The organism is Cedecea sp. Ae19-4 (assembly GCF_059801165.1).
Map to the genome: position 1 here is coordinate 1,616,934 of NZ_JBCHWG010000001.1, position 14,029 is coordinate 1,630,962.

Annotated in this window: 9 protein-coding genes; 3 read left to right on the forward strand and 6 right to left on the reverse strand. The window is 51.7% G+C overall.

Translation table 11 applies throughout. The features are described 5' to 3' along the window. Nucleotides 1–10: 10 nt before the first annotated feature. Entirely contained in the window at nucleotides 11–940 is a 930-nt protein-coding gene (paaA, locus tag AAIE02_RS07760; RefSeq protein ID WP_166992182.1) for a 1,2-phenylacetyl-CoA epoxidase subunit PaaA, read from the reverse strand. A gap of 284 nt (nucleotides 941–1,224) precedes the next feature. Here paaA and paaZ point away from each other — a divergent pair, with 284 nt between their 5' ends. Further along, the gene (gene paaZ, locus AAIE02_RS07765; protein ID WP_498532311.1) at nucleotides 1,225–3,270 is read left to right on the forward strand and encodes a phenylacetic acid degradation bifunctional protein PaaZ; all 2,046 of its coding nucleotides are present in this window, start codon (nucleotides 1,225–1,227) and stop codon (nucleotides 3,268–3,270) included. A 298-nt stretch (nucleotides 3,271–3,568) separates the two neighbouring features. Beyond that, entirely contained in the window at nucleotides 3,569–5,842 is a 2,274-nt protein-coding gene (gene tynA / locus AAIE02_RS07770; protein ID WP_498532312.1) for a primary-amine oxidase, read from the forward strand. Nucleotides 5,843–5,912: 70 nt separating this feature from the next. Here tynA and AAIE02_RS07775 read toward each other — a convergent pair whose 3' ends face one another. The 3 genes from AAIE02_RS07775 to AAIE02_RS07785 all read right to left on the reverse strand — a co-directional run bounded on the left by AAIE02_RS07775 (nucleotide 5,913) and on the right by AAIE02_RS07785 (nucleotide 9,201). Further along, entirely contained in the window at nucleotides 5,913–6,497 is a 585-nt protein-coding gene (locus AAIE02_RS07775; protein WP_498532313.1) for a hypothetical protein, read from the reverse strand. A 1,112-nt stretch (nucleotides 6,498–7,609) separates the two neighbouring features. Then, nucleotides 7,610–8,314 (reverse strand): class I SAM-dependent methyltransferase, encoded by a 705-nt coding sequence (locus AAIE02_RS07780; protein WP_498532314.1) that lies wholly within the window; start codon nucleotides 8,312–8,314, stop codon nucleotides 7,610–7,612. A gap of 257 nt (nucleotides 8,315–8,571) precedes the next feature. After that, complete coding sequence (locus AAIE02_RS07785) at nucleotides 8,572–9,201, reverse strand: hypothetical protein (protein ID WP_498532315.1); 630 nt, start codon at nucleotides 9,199–9,201, stop codon at nucleotides 8,572–8,574. A 554-nt stretch (nucleotides 9,202–9,755) separates the two neighbouring features. Here AAIE02_RS07785 and AAIE02_RS07790 point away from each other — a divergent pair. Then, a complete protein-coding gene (locus AAIE02_RS07790; RefSeq protein ID WP_008461399.1) occupies nucleotides 9,756–10,607 on the forward strand; it encodes a hypothetical protein in 852 nt (283 codons plus the stop codon). 34 nt (nucleotides 10,608–10,641) lie between these two features. On the opposite strand, the gene AAIE02_RS07795 is transcribed toward AAIE02_RS07790, so the two are convergent. Together AAIE02_RS07795 and AAIE02_RS07800 are read right to left on the reverse strand one after the other, a co-directional pair. Beyond that, the gene (locus AAIE02_RS07795) at nucleotides 10,642–11,817 is read right to left on the reverse strand and encodes an HlyD family type I secretion periplasmic adaptor subunit (RefSeq protein ID WP_166992168.1); all 1,176 of its coding nucleotides are present in this window, start codon (nucleotides 11,815–11,817) and stop codon (nucleotides 10,642–10,644) included. After that, nucleotides 11,814–13,994 carry a type I secretion system permease/ATPase gene (locus AAIE02_RS07800; RefSeq protein WP_498532316.1) on the reverse strand — a complete coding sequence of 727 codons (2,181 nt, stop codon included), beginning with the start codon at nucleotides 13,992–13,994 and terminating at the stop codon, nucleotides 11,814–11,816. The genes AAIE02_RS07795 and AAIE02_RS07800 overlap by 4 nt, the downstream gene beginning before the upstream one ends. Nucleotides 13,995–14,029 lie beyond the last annotated feature (35 nt).

The window sequence follows — 14,029 nt, forward strand, 5'->3', positions numbered from 1 at the left end:
TCTTACTCCTTCAGGCGGCGGTGCGGGCCTGTTGTTTTTCGGCATACGCAAGGGCGGCTTCGCGCACCCATGCCCCCTCTTCCCAGGCTTTGCGCTTGGCGGCGAGGCGCTCTTCGTTGCATAAGCCGCGCCCGGCCACCACGTCGTTGAATTCCTGCCAGTCGATGTCGCCAAAGCGGTAATGGCCCGTGACCTCATCGCGATACAGATCGGGATCCGGCACGGTCATGCCCAGCAGCTCAACCTGCGGCACGGTATTGTCGACAAAGCGCTGACGCAGCTCGTCATTGCCGAAGCGTTTGATTTTCCAGGCGAGGCTTTGGGCGCTGTTCGGCGAGTTGTCATCGTTGGGTCCGAACATCATCAGCGCCGGCCACCAGAAGCGGTTAATGGCGTCCTGCAGCATCTGCCGCTGTTCGGGGCTGCCGTTCGCCAGCACAGTGCAGGCTTCAAATCCCTGCCGCTGGTGGAAGCTTTCTTCTTTGCAGATTTTCACCATCGCCCGGGCGTACGGGCCATACGAGGTCCGGCACAGCGCGACCTGGTTGACTATGGCTGCCCCGTCCACCAGCCAGCCAATCACGCCGATGTCGGCCCAGTTGAGCGTCGGGTAGTTAAAGATGGAGGAGTATTTCATCTTTCCGTCGAGCATCTTCTGGTAGATATCTTCCCGGGCGCAGCCCAGGGTTTCCGCCGCGCTGTAGAGGTACAACCCGTGCCCGGCTTCATCCTGCACTTTGGCCAGCAGAATGGCCTTGCGGCGCAGGCTGGGGGCGCGAGTTATCCAGTTACCTTCCGGCAGCATGCCAACGATTTCCGAGTGCGCATGCTGGCCTATCTGGCGGATCAGCGTTTTGCGGTAAGCCTCCGGCATCCAGTCCTGTGGTTCGATGGCGGTTTCCTGCTGGATGCGCTCATCAAAGCGTTCTTGTTCTGTCACGGCATCACCTTATGATTCAATTTAATCCAACAATCTGCGATATCGCGAATCACTTCATTATTAAAAGTTACAGATAAGTTAACGAGGATCGCAAAGATTACACCGCGCGTTTGTGATGCCTATCACGCTAAATATCGTAAAAACCAGACTTATCATTGAGATAAATCAATAACAAAAAACACAATCCATCACAATGTTAAAAATTCATTAAATTACATCTTGATTTTTATGATTCATAAAACAAACACTGTAATGATTAAATGCAGCATGTAATGGAGAGTGAGATGCAACAGTTAACCAGCTATCTGTCCGGGACGTGGTTTAGCGGCCAGGGAAAAGAAAGAACTATTTTTCATGCCGTTAGCGGCGAACCGCTGTGGCAGGTGACCAGCGAAGGGGCGGATATGGCGGCGGCAAAGCGCTTCGCCATTGCGCAAGGTGGCGAAGCGCTGCAGGCGATGACGTTTATTCAGCGTGCCGCGATGTTAAAAGCGGTGGCTAAGCACCTGCTGGCGCAGAAAGAAGCGTTTTACCAGGTCTCTTACCAGACCGGTGCCACCCGCGCCGACAGCTGGGTAGATATAGAAGGCGGCATCAGCACGCTGTTTGCCTACGCCGGAATGGGCAACCGCGAGCTGCCGGACGACACGCTGTGGCCGGAAGACGAATTGATGCCGCTGTCCAAACAGGGGGGATTCGCGGCCCGCCACGTACTCACTTCGAAGTCAGGCGTAGCGCTGCACATCAACGCCTTCAACTTCCCCTGCTGGGGAATGCTCGAGAAACTGGCCCCAACCTGGCTGGCCGGGATGCCCGCGATTATCAAGCCCGGCACGGCGAGCGCGCAGTTAACTCAGGTGATGGTGAAAGCGATTGTGGAATCAGGGCTGGTGCCTGACGGGGCGATAAGCCTGATCTGCGGCGGCGTGGGCGATCTGTTTGAGCATCTGGATGAGCAGGACGTGGTGACGTTCACCGGCTCGGCCAGCACCGGCAAGAAGTTACGTTGTCACTCAAATATCGTTGCCCGTTCAATTCCCTTCACCATGGAAGCCGACTCGCTGAACTGCTGCGTACTGGCGGAAGATGTCACGCCTGAACAACCTGAATTTGCGCTGTTCGTGCGGGAAGTCGTGCGCGAGATGACCGCCAAAGCAGGGCAAAAATGCACCGCCATTCGCCGGATTATCGTGCCGCAAAACCGGCTGGGTTCGGTGATTGAAGCGCTGAAAGCGAAACTGGAAAAAATACAGCCCGGCGACCCGGCACTGGAAGGAGTGCGCATGGGGGCGCTGGTCAGCCTTGCGCAGCGGGATGACGTACAGCGGAAAGTCGACCAACTGGTTGGCGCCGGCTGTGATGTCCTGCTGGGCGGCAAGGCCGATACTGCACAGCCGGGCGCGTTCTTCCCGCCAACCCTGCTGCTTTGCCAACAGCCTGACGAAACGCCTGCGGTGCATGAGCTTGAGGCCTTCGGCCCGGTAGCGACCGTGATGCCATACCGGGATGCCGAACATGCCATGGCGCTGGCTCGCGCCGGTCAGGGCAGCCTGGCGGGGACGCTGGTGACCGCCGATGAGCAAACGGCACGTCACTTTATTCTCGGCGCGGCCCACGCTCACGGGCGCATTCAGGTGCTGAACCAGGAGTCTGCAGTGGAGTCCACCGGGCACGGTTCTCCGCTGCCGATGCTGGTGCACGGCGGCCCAGGCCGCGCGGGCGGCGGGGAAGAACTCGGCGGCCTGCGGGCGGTGAAGCACTATATGCAGCGCACCGCTATTCAGGGCAGCCCGACGATGCTGGCCGCCGTTAGCGGGCAATGGAACTACGGCGCAAAAGTTCACGAGGACGCCTTGCATCCATTCCGCAAACATTTTGAGGAGCTGCGCATCGGGGAAAGTATTCTGACTGCCCGCCGCACCGTCACCGAAGCTGATATCACCAACTTCGCCAACCTGAGCGGCGACCGGTTCTACGCCCATACCGACAAAATTGGCGCGGCGGAGTCGTTCTTCGGCGAGCGCGTGGCGCACGGTTATTTTGTGGTGTCTGCCGCCGCCGGGCTGTTTGTTGACCCAGGCGTCGGGCCGGTGATTGCCAACTACGGCATGGAAAATCTGCGCTTTATCGAGCCGGTAAAAATCGACGATACCATTCAGGTGCGCCTGACCTGCAAACGCAAAACCGCCAAGCCGCAGAAGACGGCGGAAGATAAGCCGGTTGGCGTGGTGGAATGGGCGGTGGATGTCACCAACCAGCATCAGCAGATTGTTGCGCGCTACTCGATCCTGACGCTGGTGGCCCGTCTGCACGGTGATTTTGCCTCATAAGAGTTCGTCACCGAGTTTGGTTTTTACCCTCACCCTAACCCTCTCCCTAAATGGGAGAGGGAATAAAAATCTTCCCGTCGTTTATTTTCTCCTTCTCCCTCTGAGGTGAGGGCTGAATTTAGCCCGACGCTCATCGACCCGGAGTCACAATCCTTCCCAATCCTACATTCTGGCAACCACAGCAAAACACTTGGCAGGGAGCACAAGGGAAGCCCTGGCGGAAGTTGTTATGTTGAATCCGACAGTCTTTATCCAGCACGCACATAACAACAAAACGCACTTTTAAGGTGAGAAAGCGATGACAATGAAAACTGGAAAAAAAGCGCTGGCGCTGGCTATTGCGCTCCTGACTTCGGCGGGGATTAACGCCCCCGCTTTTGCCCACGGCGGCGAGGCACATATGGTGCCGATGCAAAAAACGCTGACGGATTTTGGCGCCGACGTCCAGTGGGACGATTACGCGCAGATGTTCACCCTCGTGAAAGACGGTGCCTATGTGAAGGTGAAGCCTAATGCCACCTCCGCCATCGTTAACGGCAAAACGCTGAAGCTTGAAGTGCCGGTGATCTTTAAAGGCAAAACGGCGTTTATCTCCGAAGGGTTTATCAATGAAGTCTTCCAGTCCGGGCTGGATCAAACCTTTGCCGTCGAGAAAAAGCCGCACCCGCTGAACTCTCTGAGCGCCGACGAAATTAATAAAACGGTGGAGATAATCAAAGACGCGGCTAACTACAAGCCGACTATTCGCTTTACCGAAATCTCACTACGCGAGCCGCCTAAAGAACAAGTCTGGAAGTTTGTGATGGACGGCACCAGCGTCAGCCAACCACGCGAGGCGGACGTCATCATGCTGGATGGCCGCCATATTATTGAAGCCACGGTCGATCTGGCCGCCGGGATAGTTAAGAGCTGGAAGCCTATCGAAGGCGCACAGGGCATGGTGCTGCTGGACGATTTTGCCAGCGTGCAGTCAATCATCAACAACAGCAAAGAATTCGCGGAAGCGGTGAAAAAACGCGGTATCAGCGATCCGTCGAAGGTCGTCACAACGCCGCTGACGGTCGGCTATTTCGACGGTAAAGACGGCCTGAAGCAGGATCAGCGCCTGCTGAAAGTGGTGAGCTACCTTGACGTCGGCGACGGCAACTACTGGGCGCATCCGATTGAAAACCTGGTCGCGGTGGTGGATCTCGAGCAGAAAAAAATCATCAAAATTGAGGAAGGCCCGGTCATTCCTGTGCCGATGACGCCCCGCCCTTATGATGGCCGCGACCGGCAGGCTGCCAACCTCAAGCCGCTGGATATCATTGAGCCGGAAGGAAAAAACTACACCATTACCGGCGACACGATTCACTGGCAAAACTGGGATTTGCACCTGCGCCTGAATTCCCGCGTTGGCCCGATGATTTCCACCGTGACCTACAACGACAACGGCACTAAACGGAAGATCATGTATGAAGGGTCGCTCGGCGGGATGATTGTGCCGTATGGCGACCCGGACATCGGCTGGTATTTTAAAGCGTATCTGGACGCCGGGGATTACGGCATGGGCACGCTCACGTCCCCTATCGTGCGCGGCAAAGATGCGCCGGCGAACGCGGTTCTGCTGGACGAAACCCTGGCCGATTACACCGGTAAACCCACCACCATTCCTCGAGCTATCGCTATTTTCGAGCGTTACGCCGGGCCGGAATACAAACATCAGGAAATGGGCCAGCCGAACGTTAGCAGCGAACGCCGTGAGCTGGTGATCCGCTGGATAAGCACCGTCGGCAACTACGACTACATCTTTGACTGGGTCTTCCATCAGAACGGCACCATTGGCATTGATGCAGGCGCGACCGGCATTGAGGCGGTCAAAGGCGTGAAGGCCAAAACCATGCATGATGCCACCGCCAAAGAAGATACCCGGTACGGGACGCTGATCGACCATAATATTGTCGGCACAACGCATCAGCACATCTACAACTTCCGTCTGGACCTGGACGTGGATGGCGAAAACAACAGCCTGACCGCGATTGACCCGGTGGTGAAGACAAACACCAGCGGTGGCCCACGCACCAGCACCATGCAAACCAATGAATACGCGATCAAAAACGAGCAGGACGCCGCGCAGAAATTTGATCCTGGCACTGTCCGCCTGCTGAGCAATCCGAACAAAGAAAACCGCATGGGCAACCCGGTGTCCTACCAGCTGATCCCCTACGCGGGCGGGACTCACCCGGTCGCCACCGGCGCGAAGTTTGCCCCGGACGAGTGGATTTATCATCGCCTGAGCTTTATGGATAAGCAGCTGTGGGTGACCCGCTACAACCCGGATGAGCGCTATTCCGAAGGGAAATACCCGAACCGCTCTGCGCACGACACCGGTTTAGGGGCTTACAGCAAAGACAATCAGTCACTTGAGAACACGGATAATGTGGTCTGGCTAACCACCGGCACCACGCATATCGCCCGCGCCGAAGAGTGGCCCATCATGCCGACCGAGTGGGTACATGCCCTGCTGAAGCCGTGGAATTTCTTTAACGAAACGCCGACGCTTGTGAAATCAGAGGAAACGACCACTAAATAAAGGGTTTGCGGCGCACTATTACAGCGCGCCGTTTATTTAAGACTAAGTCCTGATTGCCTGCAGCCGTCAATTAGCAGTGGGTAATGGAATTGTTTCTATTCATATACACCGGCGGAGAGGGTTCAATTAGCTTAGGCTTAATCCTATGCGGAAAAGGATACCCCCTAACACCAAAATAATTATTATTTAATGAGCCAACCACACCACTCCAATGGCAAAGCACTGGAGAATGCCCTCCGTACGCCCATATTTTTCGTTGCGTTATATTAGCTAACTTTTGCGCTATACTCAGTTCCCCTGAATTTTTCATTGCCGCGCCTGAATAACAAGCCACTAAATGTAAAGGCCTTTTATCTTGATATAAGTCAAGTGAGTACCTGCGGATAAGGTAATGATAAAATTCCCTGGGAGTGTAATACGATGCCTCTTGATTTTTACCGATGTTTTCATCAGGAATTACCAGACTACCACAAGGAGAACCATGAATCATAATCCCTGGCTCCCCCGTCCCCATAAAGTCACTAACGTATCCACATTTCCATATAAACCGTTCTGATATCTTAGTTAAATAGATTTTTTCCATAGCAAAAGTTTTATAGTGAGTCCATGGCCTTGCATTTTCCGGCTCAAAATTTATCTGCAGATTATGTTTCAACTCCTGCAACGACAGAGGCCGGGGCGAACTCTTTTTTTTAAAAAACTCATGGTAATACTCCAGTTATTTTATCCGAAACGATGCCGATGGAGATTATTATAAAATAACATCAGAGTCTATTTGCAGAGTTTTAATTAAGATGCAAATTAATCAGAGTTGAATACCTGCCAGTCGTTGATGAGTCGCTATTGGCAGAGTTTTATTTATCCAGATGAGTGTAGTTCAAGTAACTTAGAACTAAAATTAATAGAAAATATTTCTTCGCACGACAAGTATTTTTAATGTGGTAAACACAGCACTTCACAAGCCACATGCTGACAATGCTGACAATGCTGACAATGCTGACAATGCTGACAATGCTGACAATGCTAAGATATGGCATACTCTTCACCATAAACCTATAATTAATGCAGCAAAACATGCACACTGAAAAACACTGACTAATTAATATCTCTCACACCCTATTTTTTTCATGTTCAATAAGAATACGAAGTGACTAATTTTCACATGAATCTCTTAACTTTATTTAACTTACAAATTGAAACATCACCCATGTCATTTATCATCTCATCCAATTCTTGATGATCACCGTAATAATGGACTTGTTCATAATCACCATATGATAATATTTCTGCATGTAAGGCACTCGCCAATTTCTGCACAATACTTAGCTCCTCTGAGCTTTCTTCTACAGCATCAAAAAAACAGCAAACCAGATGTAAAGTGCGCTTATTCTTTGATAAGTCAATGAAGTAATTAATGACAGGATGTTGATAAAACTTTGCTGGCGATAGCAAACAAATTTTTGCCTGCTATTCAAATCGAAAAAGATGATTGGGCCCTCCGGAAAACCGTGAACAAAAATACCGGGACCACCCGTTTTTCATAAATCACTGACATACCCTAAATGCCAAAAATCTTTTTATTTCGCGTGATAAATCTCAAAGGATTTATAGTAAGTGACGGGATTTTCAGTTTCAGTTTCAAAATTAATAAGCAGATTTTCTTTCAATTGTTGCAGCGTAAGGACTGAGTCTTTTTTGTTTTAAAGAAAGACATGAGAACACTCCACGGATTAAAACCAAACGATCCATTCGCTGTTTAGCTGCATGCTACCCCCGCCCGCCTGAAGATTTTACCGCCTGCCAGCCGTGAATCAGCAGCGACTGGAAGAACGGTGTTACGCTGGCGAACCCGGCTTCGCGCAGCAGAGCTTCGGTCTGGCGAGGCGGCAACAAGAGCAACCGCTGGTTGAGCTCAGCTTTTACCTCAGCAATATCGCGCTGGCGTTGGGTATAGGCCTGCTGCAGCGCAACCCAGTTTCTTAATTGCCCGTCAAAATCGGGATCCGCCATATCTCCCGCTATTTCTGCGGCAATCAGCTGTCCCACGGGTTTTAGCCTGTCGCCGATGTGCTGATAGATCCCGCCCCGCTGCGGATGTTGAATAAAATGCGCCACCAGTAAGCACAGCGCAGCATCAAATTTATCCTGTTCCGGGACGTCTTTGACGTGGCCTACAATCAGCTCACAGCGGCCACTCAGCCCCTCCCGTTCAAGCTTTTCTGCACAGACGGCCAGCATATCGGGGGAAGGATCGACCCCGGTAAAATGCCAGTCAGGATGCTGTTTTGCCAGCCGGACGATTTCGGTGCCGGTCCCTACGCCCACGCAAAGCACTTTCGCCTCAGTTGGAAGATCCCTGAGAAGCAATGACAGCAAGGCGTGTAGGTTGTTAGAGATGTCTTTCAGACGTTCGCTGCTGGCATCGTACTGGCGGGAAAATTCCGCGTTAAAGATATCATTTGTGTCGTTCATCACTTCACCTCCGGCGGTGCACTGCGGCTAAACATCACCATCATGGATAAAAGGTCAAATGACCTCTTAAATATCATGTAACTTACGATATCACATGAAAGATGGGTATAGAAAGACTTTGTATCTTGCTTTTCTGACGCCTGCCGAAGCCTGTTTTTGTAGCAAATATAATAATCGCCGTTTTCTTTTCACAACGCTATGTAAAGGGCAAGCCCTGCCCTTTAGTTATTTCGATGTTGTTCGCCGCTGGCTAAAAATCACCGATTTCTTAACGAGTTAAAGGGTGAAGCTGGAGTAATCAATTTCCCGACAAGGGGTAATCTCGGATTATTATCAAAACGATTTCGCTCCTTAAAAATAGCCCCCTGATTATTTAAAAGACCTAAAATCCCTTGATATTCCGATTTATAAGATAAACGTTCATATCCACCATATACATATATTCTTCTCTGCAATACATTAGCTAACCTCTGCGCCACGCTAAGCTCTTCAGAATTTTCTTTTGCCTCGCCAGAATAACAGCTTAAAAGATGTAGCGGTCTTTTATCTCTCGAGAGATCAAGTGAATGGCGAAAAATAAGATAACGGTGAAGATCTTCCGGTGTAAATGTCTGATAAACAGGATCAGGTCCATCCCCCATGATGTATAACTTACCGCTTTGAGAACCATGCACCATAAGACCCGGCTCTCCTGTACCCAAATAATCACTGACGTATCCCAGACGGAGTCGGGTAGCTTTCCCATTCTTTTTCTCACCTATTTCAATCGCTTTATAATGAGCAACTGGCTTTGCATCAGCAGGATTAAAATCAATGCTTAAATTTCTCTTTTTTCGTTCAAATAAAAATTGATCAATGCTTTTACAAATAGTCATAGCAATATCCATATCATAAACAAGGCATAGGACATTATAATAAAATAGCGAGAAGCACCATGAACAAAATCTTAATTAAGGTATTATCCCCCGCTCTGAACGGAGAGCATTTTAAGCCCGAAAAAAAAATAGAAAATTAAAGATGAAGCAGAAACAAAAGTGAGTACTTCGTTGGCATAATCCTTAATCATTTTACCGAAGTCGCCGCAACTTTAACTGCTACATCGGCTGCAAACCTGACGGAAAAGACAGCAATCCAGGCGTAACGCTCGCTGCATGTTTTTTGTACATGACCTCACACTGCTTTCCTCTGCCCGGAGATATTATTTCCACATAATTTCAAAATCAAAAAAATGAGAACGATAAGCATTTTTGGTTAATAAAAATTAAAAACAAGAAAAAACAGAATCATATTTTTAACTTTAAAATAAACAGTGATATACTCAAAAACGATATCAACTTGCAATCACTAAATAAAAATCACGTATAACGTGCATTTTATCTCTGCCTTTAGCAGTCGTTTTATGGAGCATTTGCGCCATAGCTGAATACCGAGAAAAAACAATATGACACGACACAAACTTCAAGACACCATCGATAAATACAGCCAACAAGTTAAAAAACATCCTCGTTTTCGAGAAGCCATACAGCATCATTATGATCACCTGTTAATCACCTATAAAAAACAACCTCTTTTTTATAAAACCATTCTGCAAAGCTCGCGCTTTCATGTGGTTCTGGCCCTGCTCTGTTTTCACTACGGTGACCGCCAGGCGGTGCTCGCAGACATCAAAGAGTTTTGCGTAAAAATGGGGTTGACCAGCCTGAACACAGTGAATTCTCTGGTCACGCTCCTGCGCATCACCGGCAGAATGACGCTTGAAAAAAGTGAGGATGACCGCCGGGTTCTGTTGTATTCCCCGAGCGTAAAGGGTCTCAATGAAACCCGCAGCTATATGCAAATATCCATCCCTTCATTGAAATTTTTGCTACCGGAAAATGCTCTGTCGTTTCACGCTCTGGAGGATGAAAACACATTTGCGAATTTTTTCCGGCGCAGCGCCAACCTTCTTTTTGACGAAGTCATTTTAAGTCGACTGGTCCCCAACAGCGCCATGTTTGTTGACAAAGATGCCGGGCATATCATTATGTTGAGAATATACCTGAGGGCAAAACAGGATGATGATGGCCGCTGGTGGCTGAAGCCTAATTATAATAAAACGTCCAAAGATCTTTTTGTCTCGAGAATGCATCTGAGACGCATTGTTAATTGCGGCATTATGGCCGGATTATTCAGTGAAGACAGTGAGGGCAAGCTCGAAATACACCGTGCCTTCATGGAGACGGCTGAGTCTTATTTTGGATATTATTTTTCCTTTATCATGTACGGTCTGGATATCGACCCGACGATATTTTGAACAGCATCAAGCCGGCTTTCGCCGGCTTTTTTGATTATCGTTCTCTGAGCGCTTCCTTTGCTTTGTTCAGCGGTTTCAGCAGGTAATCGAGTACCGATTTGCTACCGGTTTTGATATCCACGGTGGCAATCATCCCCGGAAATATCGGAAACGTTTTCCCGTCCCTGTTTGTCAGTTGGCTGACATCGGTGCGGATGTAAACCCGATAGTAGTAAACATCACGTTTGACCTCATCCTGAATCGTATCCGGTGAAATAGTGGTCACCACGCCCTTTAACCCGCCATAAATCGAATAGTCATAGGCGGTGATTTTCACCAGCGCCTTTTGGCCGGGATGAATAAACGCCACGTCACGAGGTGAAATTTTTGCCTCAATCAGCATTTGATCGTCGAGCGGAACCAACGTCATGAGCTTTCCGTTTGGCGGGATGACGCCGCCCACCGTTGTGACCTCAATGCCCTTCACTATCGCCCTGACCGGCGCGGTAAATTTGAGCCGGGTTAACGAATCCTCCCGCCCGCGCATCACCGAGCGCTGGGTTTCAATTTCTTCGTTAGTTTTCGCCAGCTCTTCGCGCGCGCGCACGTAATACTGGTTCTGCATTTCGGTAATTTTGTTTTCCAGCTCGTTTTTTTGTCTCTGCAGGCGCAGGACCTCCACGCTGCTTGCCGCGCCCTGTTTAACCAGCGGCTGCGTCATCGCCAGCTCGCGCTGAACCAGCGAGATGGCTTCCCGCAATCCGGCAACCCCTTTTTCAAGACTGCTCCGGCGCGAGTTATAAAGCGCGGTTTCCTGGCGAACAAGTTCGCTATCTCCAGGTAACATGTCGGGAAAAACCAGCGGCGTGCCGCTCACTTCAGCCTTCAGTCGTGCGGCGGTAGCCATCGCGGCATGTAGCCTGGATTCACTTTCCTGCACACCGGACTCGGTTTTGGTGCGATCGAGCTGCGCGAGAACCTGGCCCTTCTCTACAATATCCCCCTCCCGAACGTCCAGTTTGTAGAGGATGCCGCCTTCCAGGGACTGAATAACCTGCTCGCGAGAGGACGGCACGACTTTGCCAGACCCGGTGGTCACTTCGTCCAGAGAGAAAAAGTTTGCCCACAACACAAATGCGAGCAGCATCAGTCCAAGTGCCCACGCCACCAGGCTTGCTCGTGGAAGCGCCGGCTCTTTCAGTCGGCTGTTATAACGCGTGATGTCGTTCATGCCCGAACCTCCGTGTCACCTGCCGGTTTTAAGGTCGCGGTTCTGCGAGGGGCAGCTTTTTTTTCCATAAGACCGTGCTGCTGCAAGATTTGGTCCCTTGGGCCGTCCATTACGATGCGGCCGTTATCCAGCACGATGATGCGGTTAACCAACTGCAAAATTGGGATACGATGCGTGGCCACCACCAGCGTGCGGTTGCCGAGCCACGGGCCAAGCTGCTGGATAAGCTGCTGCTCGCTGACTTCATCCAGCCACGCTGTAGGTTCATCCAGTAATAAGATTTGCGGCTGCAGGATCAGCGTTCTGGCCAGCAAAAGTGCCTGCCGCTGGCCGCCCGATAGCCCACTACCGCCTTCGCTGATCGTGTAGTTGAGGCCATTTTTCTGTTTTTGCACAAATTCCAGCGCCCCGCTTAGCGCCAGCGCCCGGTGGATTTCTTCGTCCGTGGCTAACGGGCGCCCCATGGTGAGGTTGTCACGTATTGAGCCGAAGAAGAGCCGCGCCTGCTGGCTGAGCAGATTCATGTCGCGTCTCAAATCGGCAGTGTCGATTTGCCCGAGACTGGTGTCGTCCAGCAAAATCTGGCCGTGCTGAGGCGTTTGCATCCCCGCCAAAAGCTGAAGTAGCGTGCTTTTACCCGAACCGTTTCGCCCGAGCAGCGCAATTTTTTCCCCGGCGCGGATCGTCAGGCTGGCAATGTCCAAATCGTTGACCTTCTCTTCTTCATCGTAATAAAACGCCGCGTAGTTGAGCTGGTAGTTCCCCTGCAGGTGGGCTTTATGCACTTTCTTGCCCTGTTCAGGATCGTCCAGCGGGCGCTGCATCAGGTCGTCCAGCCCTTTGCGCGCCACCTTCGCCTGCTGCCAGCGCGAAAGCACGCCGGAAATCTGCGCCAGCGGCGCGATGGTGCGTGAGGCCAGAATGGACGTCCCCACCAGGGCGCCGGTGGTCATGTCGCCGTTAATCACCAGGTAACAGCCGACGAGCAGCACCACGGCATAAACAATGGACTGCACTTCCTGCGTCCAGGTCATGAGCAGGCTGGTCAGCCAGCGCTGTTTCATCCCGACCGCCGCGGCAACGTCGTTGGTGTTGTTCCACTGGTTCTGGAACCGCTGTTCGGCGCGCAGCAGTTTAATGTCTTCGATGGACTGCACGGCTTCTACCAGCGTGGCATTGCGAATGGCCGACTCGCGCATCCCCTCATTCGAAAGGTGCGCCAGCGGGCGCTGCACCAGTAAACCGGGGATCAGCAGCAGCGGGATCGCCAGCAGCACAACGAACACCAGCGGGCCGCCTATCAGCCAGAGAATAAAAACAAACAGCAGGAAGAACGGGATATCCGATACGGTGCTGATGGTGGTGGAGGTAATCAGCTCGCGCACCGACTCCAGCTCGCGAATTTGCGAGATAAAGGAGCCGGTAGATTTTGGCCGGGCGCTGTTTTTGATGCGTAACGCCCTGGCAAAAACCCTGTCGGAGATACGCAGGTCGGCCCGTTTGCCGACCACATCGGCAATATGCACGCGCAGCATACGCATGGTGAATTCAAAGAGGATAGCCAGCATGACGCCGCCAAACAGCACCCACAAAGTGGGCACCGACTGCGAGGGCACCACGCGGTCATACACCTGCATGGAAAAGATCATCCCGGCCAGCGCCAGCACGTTGGCCGCCATCGCCACCAGCATGATATCGCCGTAGCGTTTCCAGTCTTTCAGCGCCAGCGTCCAGAACCAGTTTTTCTGATAGGGCTTCACGTAATCATCGACGCGTGCATCGGGAATCGAATTCAGCGGGCGCAGCACAACCAGGCTCTTTAGCCTTTTGGCCAGCACATCCCGAGCGATCACCGTCTCCAGACCGCCATCGCCGCTAAGCTGCAGGCTTAGTTGCCCGTGATTATCCATATGGGTAACCACCGCTATTTGGCCCCCCTCAAGCTCGGCCACCAGCGGCAAGCGCCACGGGTCGATAAGCGAGACGTCCGCCGGGGCGCGACGCATCGCTAAACCAAGCTGGCGGGCCATATCTTCCAGCACCAGCTGCTGCGGGCTTTGGTTTTCCTGGTTAACCACCACGCGGGCGTGCTCTTCCGAGAAATCCAGCCGATAGTGGCGCGCGACGGCCAGCATGGCCTGCAGCCAGGGTTCATAGCTTGTATTCGTTGAAGTCATGATGTTTCACATCCTGCGAAAATGCCAAAAAACGC

Coding starts and splice junctions, on each gene's coding strand:
- AAIE02_RS07780 (WP_498532314.1), bottom strand. CDS start 8,314: ATGAACGACACAAATGATATCTTTAACGCGGAATTTTCCCGCCAGTAC.
- tynA (WP_498532312.1), top strand. CDS start 3,569: ATGACAATGAAAACTGGAAAAAAAGCGCTGGCGCTGGCTATTGCGCTC.
- AAIE02_RS07785 (WP_498532315.1), bottom strand. CDS start 9,201: ATGGATATTGCTATGACTATTTGTAAAAGCATTGATCAATTTTTATTT.
- AAIE02_RS07795 (WP_166992168.1), bottom strand. CDS start 11,817: ATGAACGACATCACGCGTTATAACAGCCGACTGAAAGAGCCGGCGCTT.
- AAIE02_RS07800 (WP_498532316.1), bottom strand. CDS start 13,994: ATGACTTCAACGAATACAAGCTATGAACCCTGGCTGCAGGCCATGCTG.
- paaZ (WP_498532311.1), top strand. CDS start 1,225: ATGCAACAGTTAACCAGCTATCTGTCCGGGACGTGGTTTAGCGGCCAG.
- AAIE02_RS07790 (WP_008461399.1), top strand. CDS start 9,756: ATGACACGACACAAACTTCAAGACACCATCGATAAATACAGCCAACAA.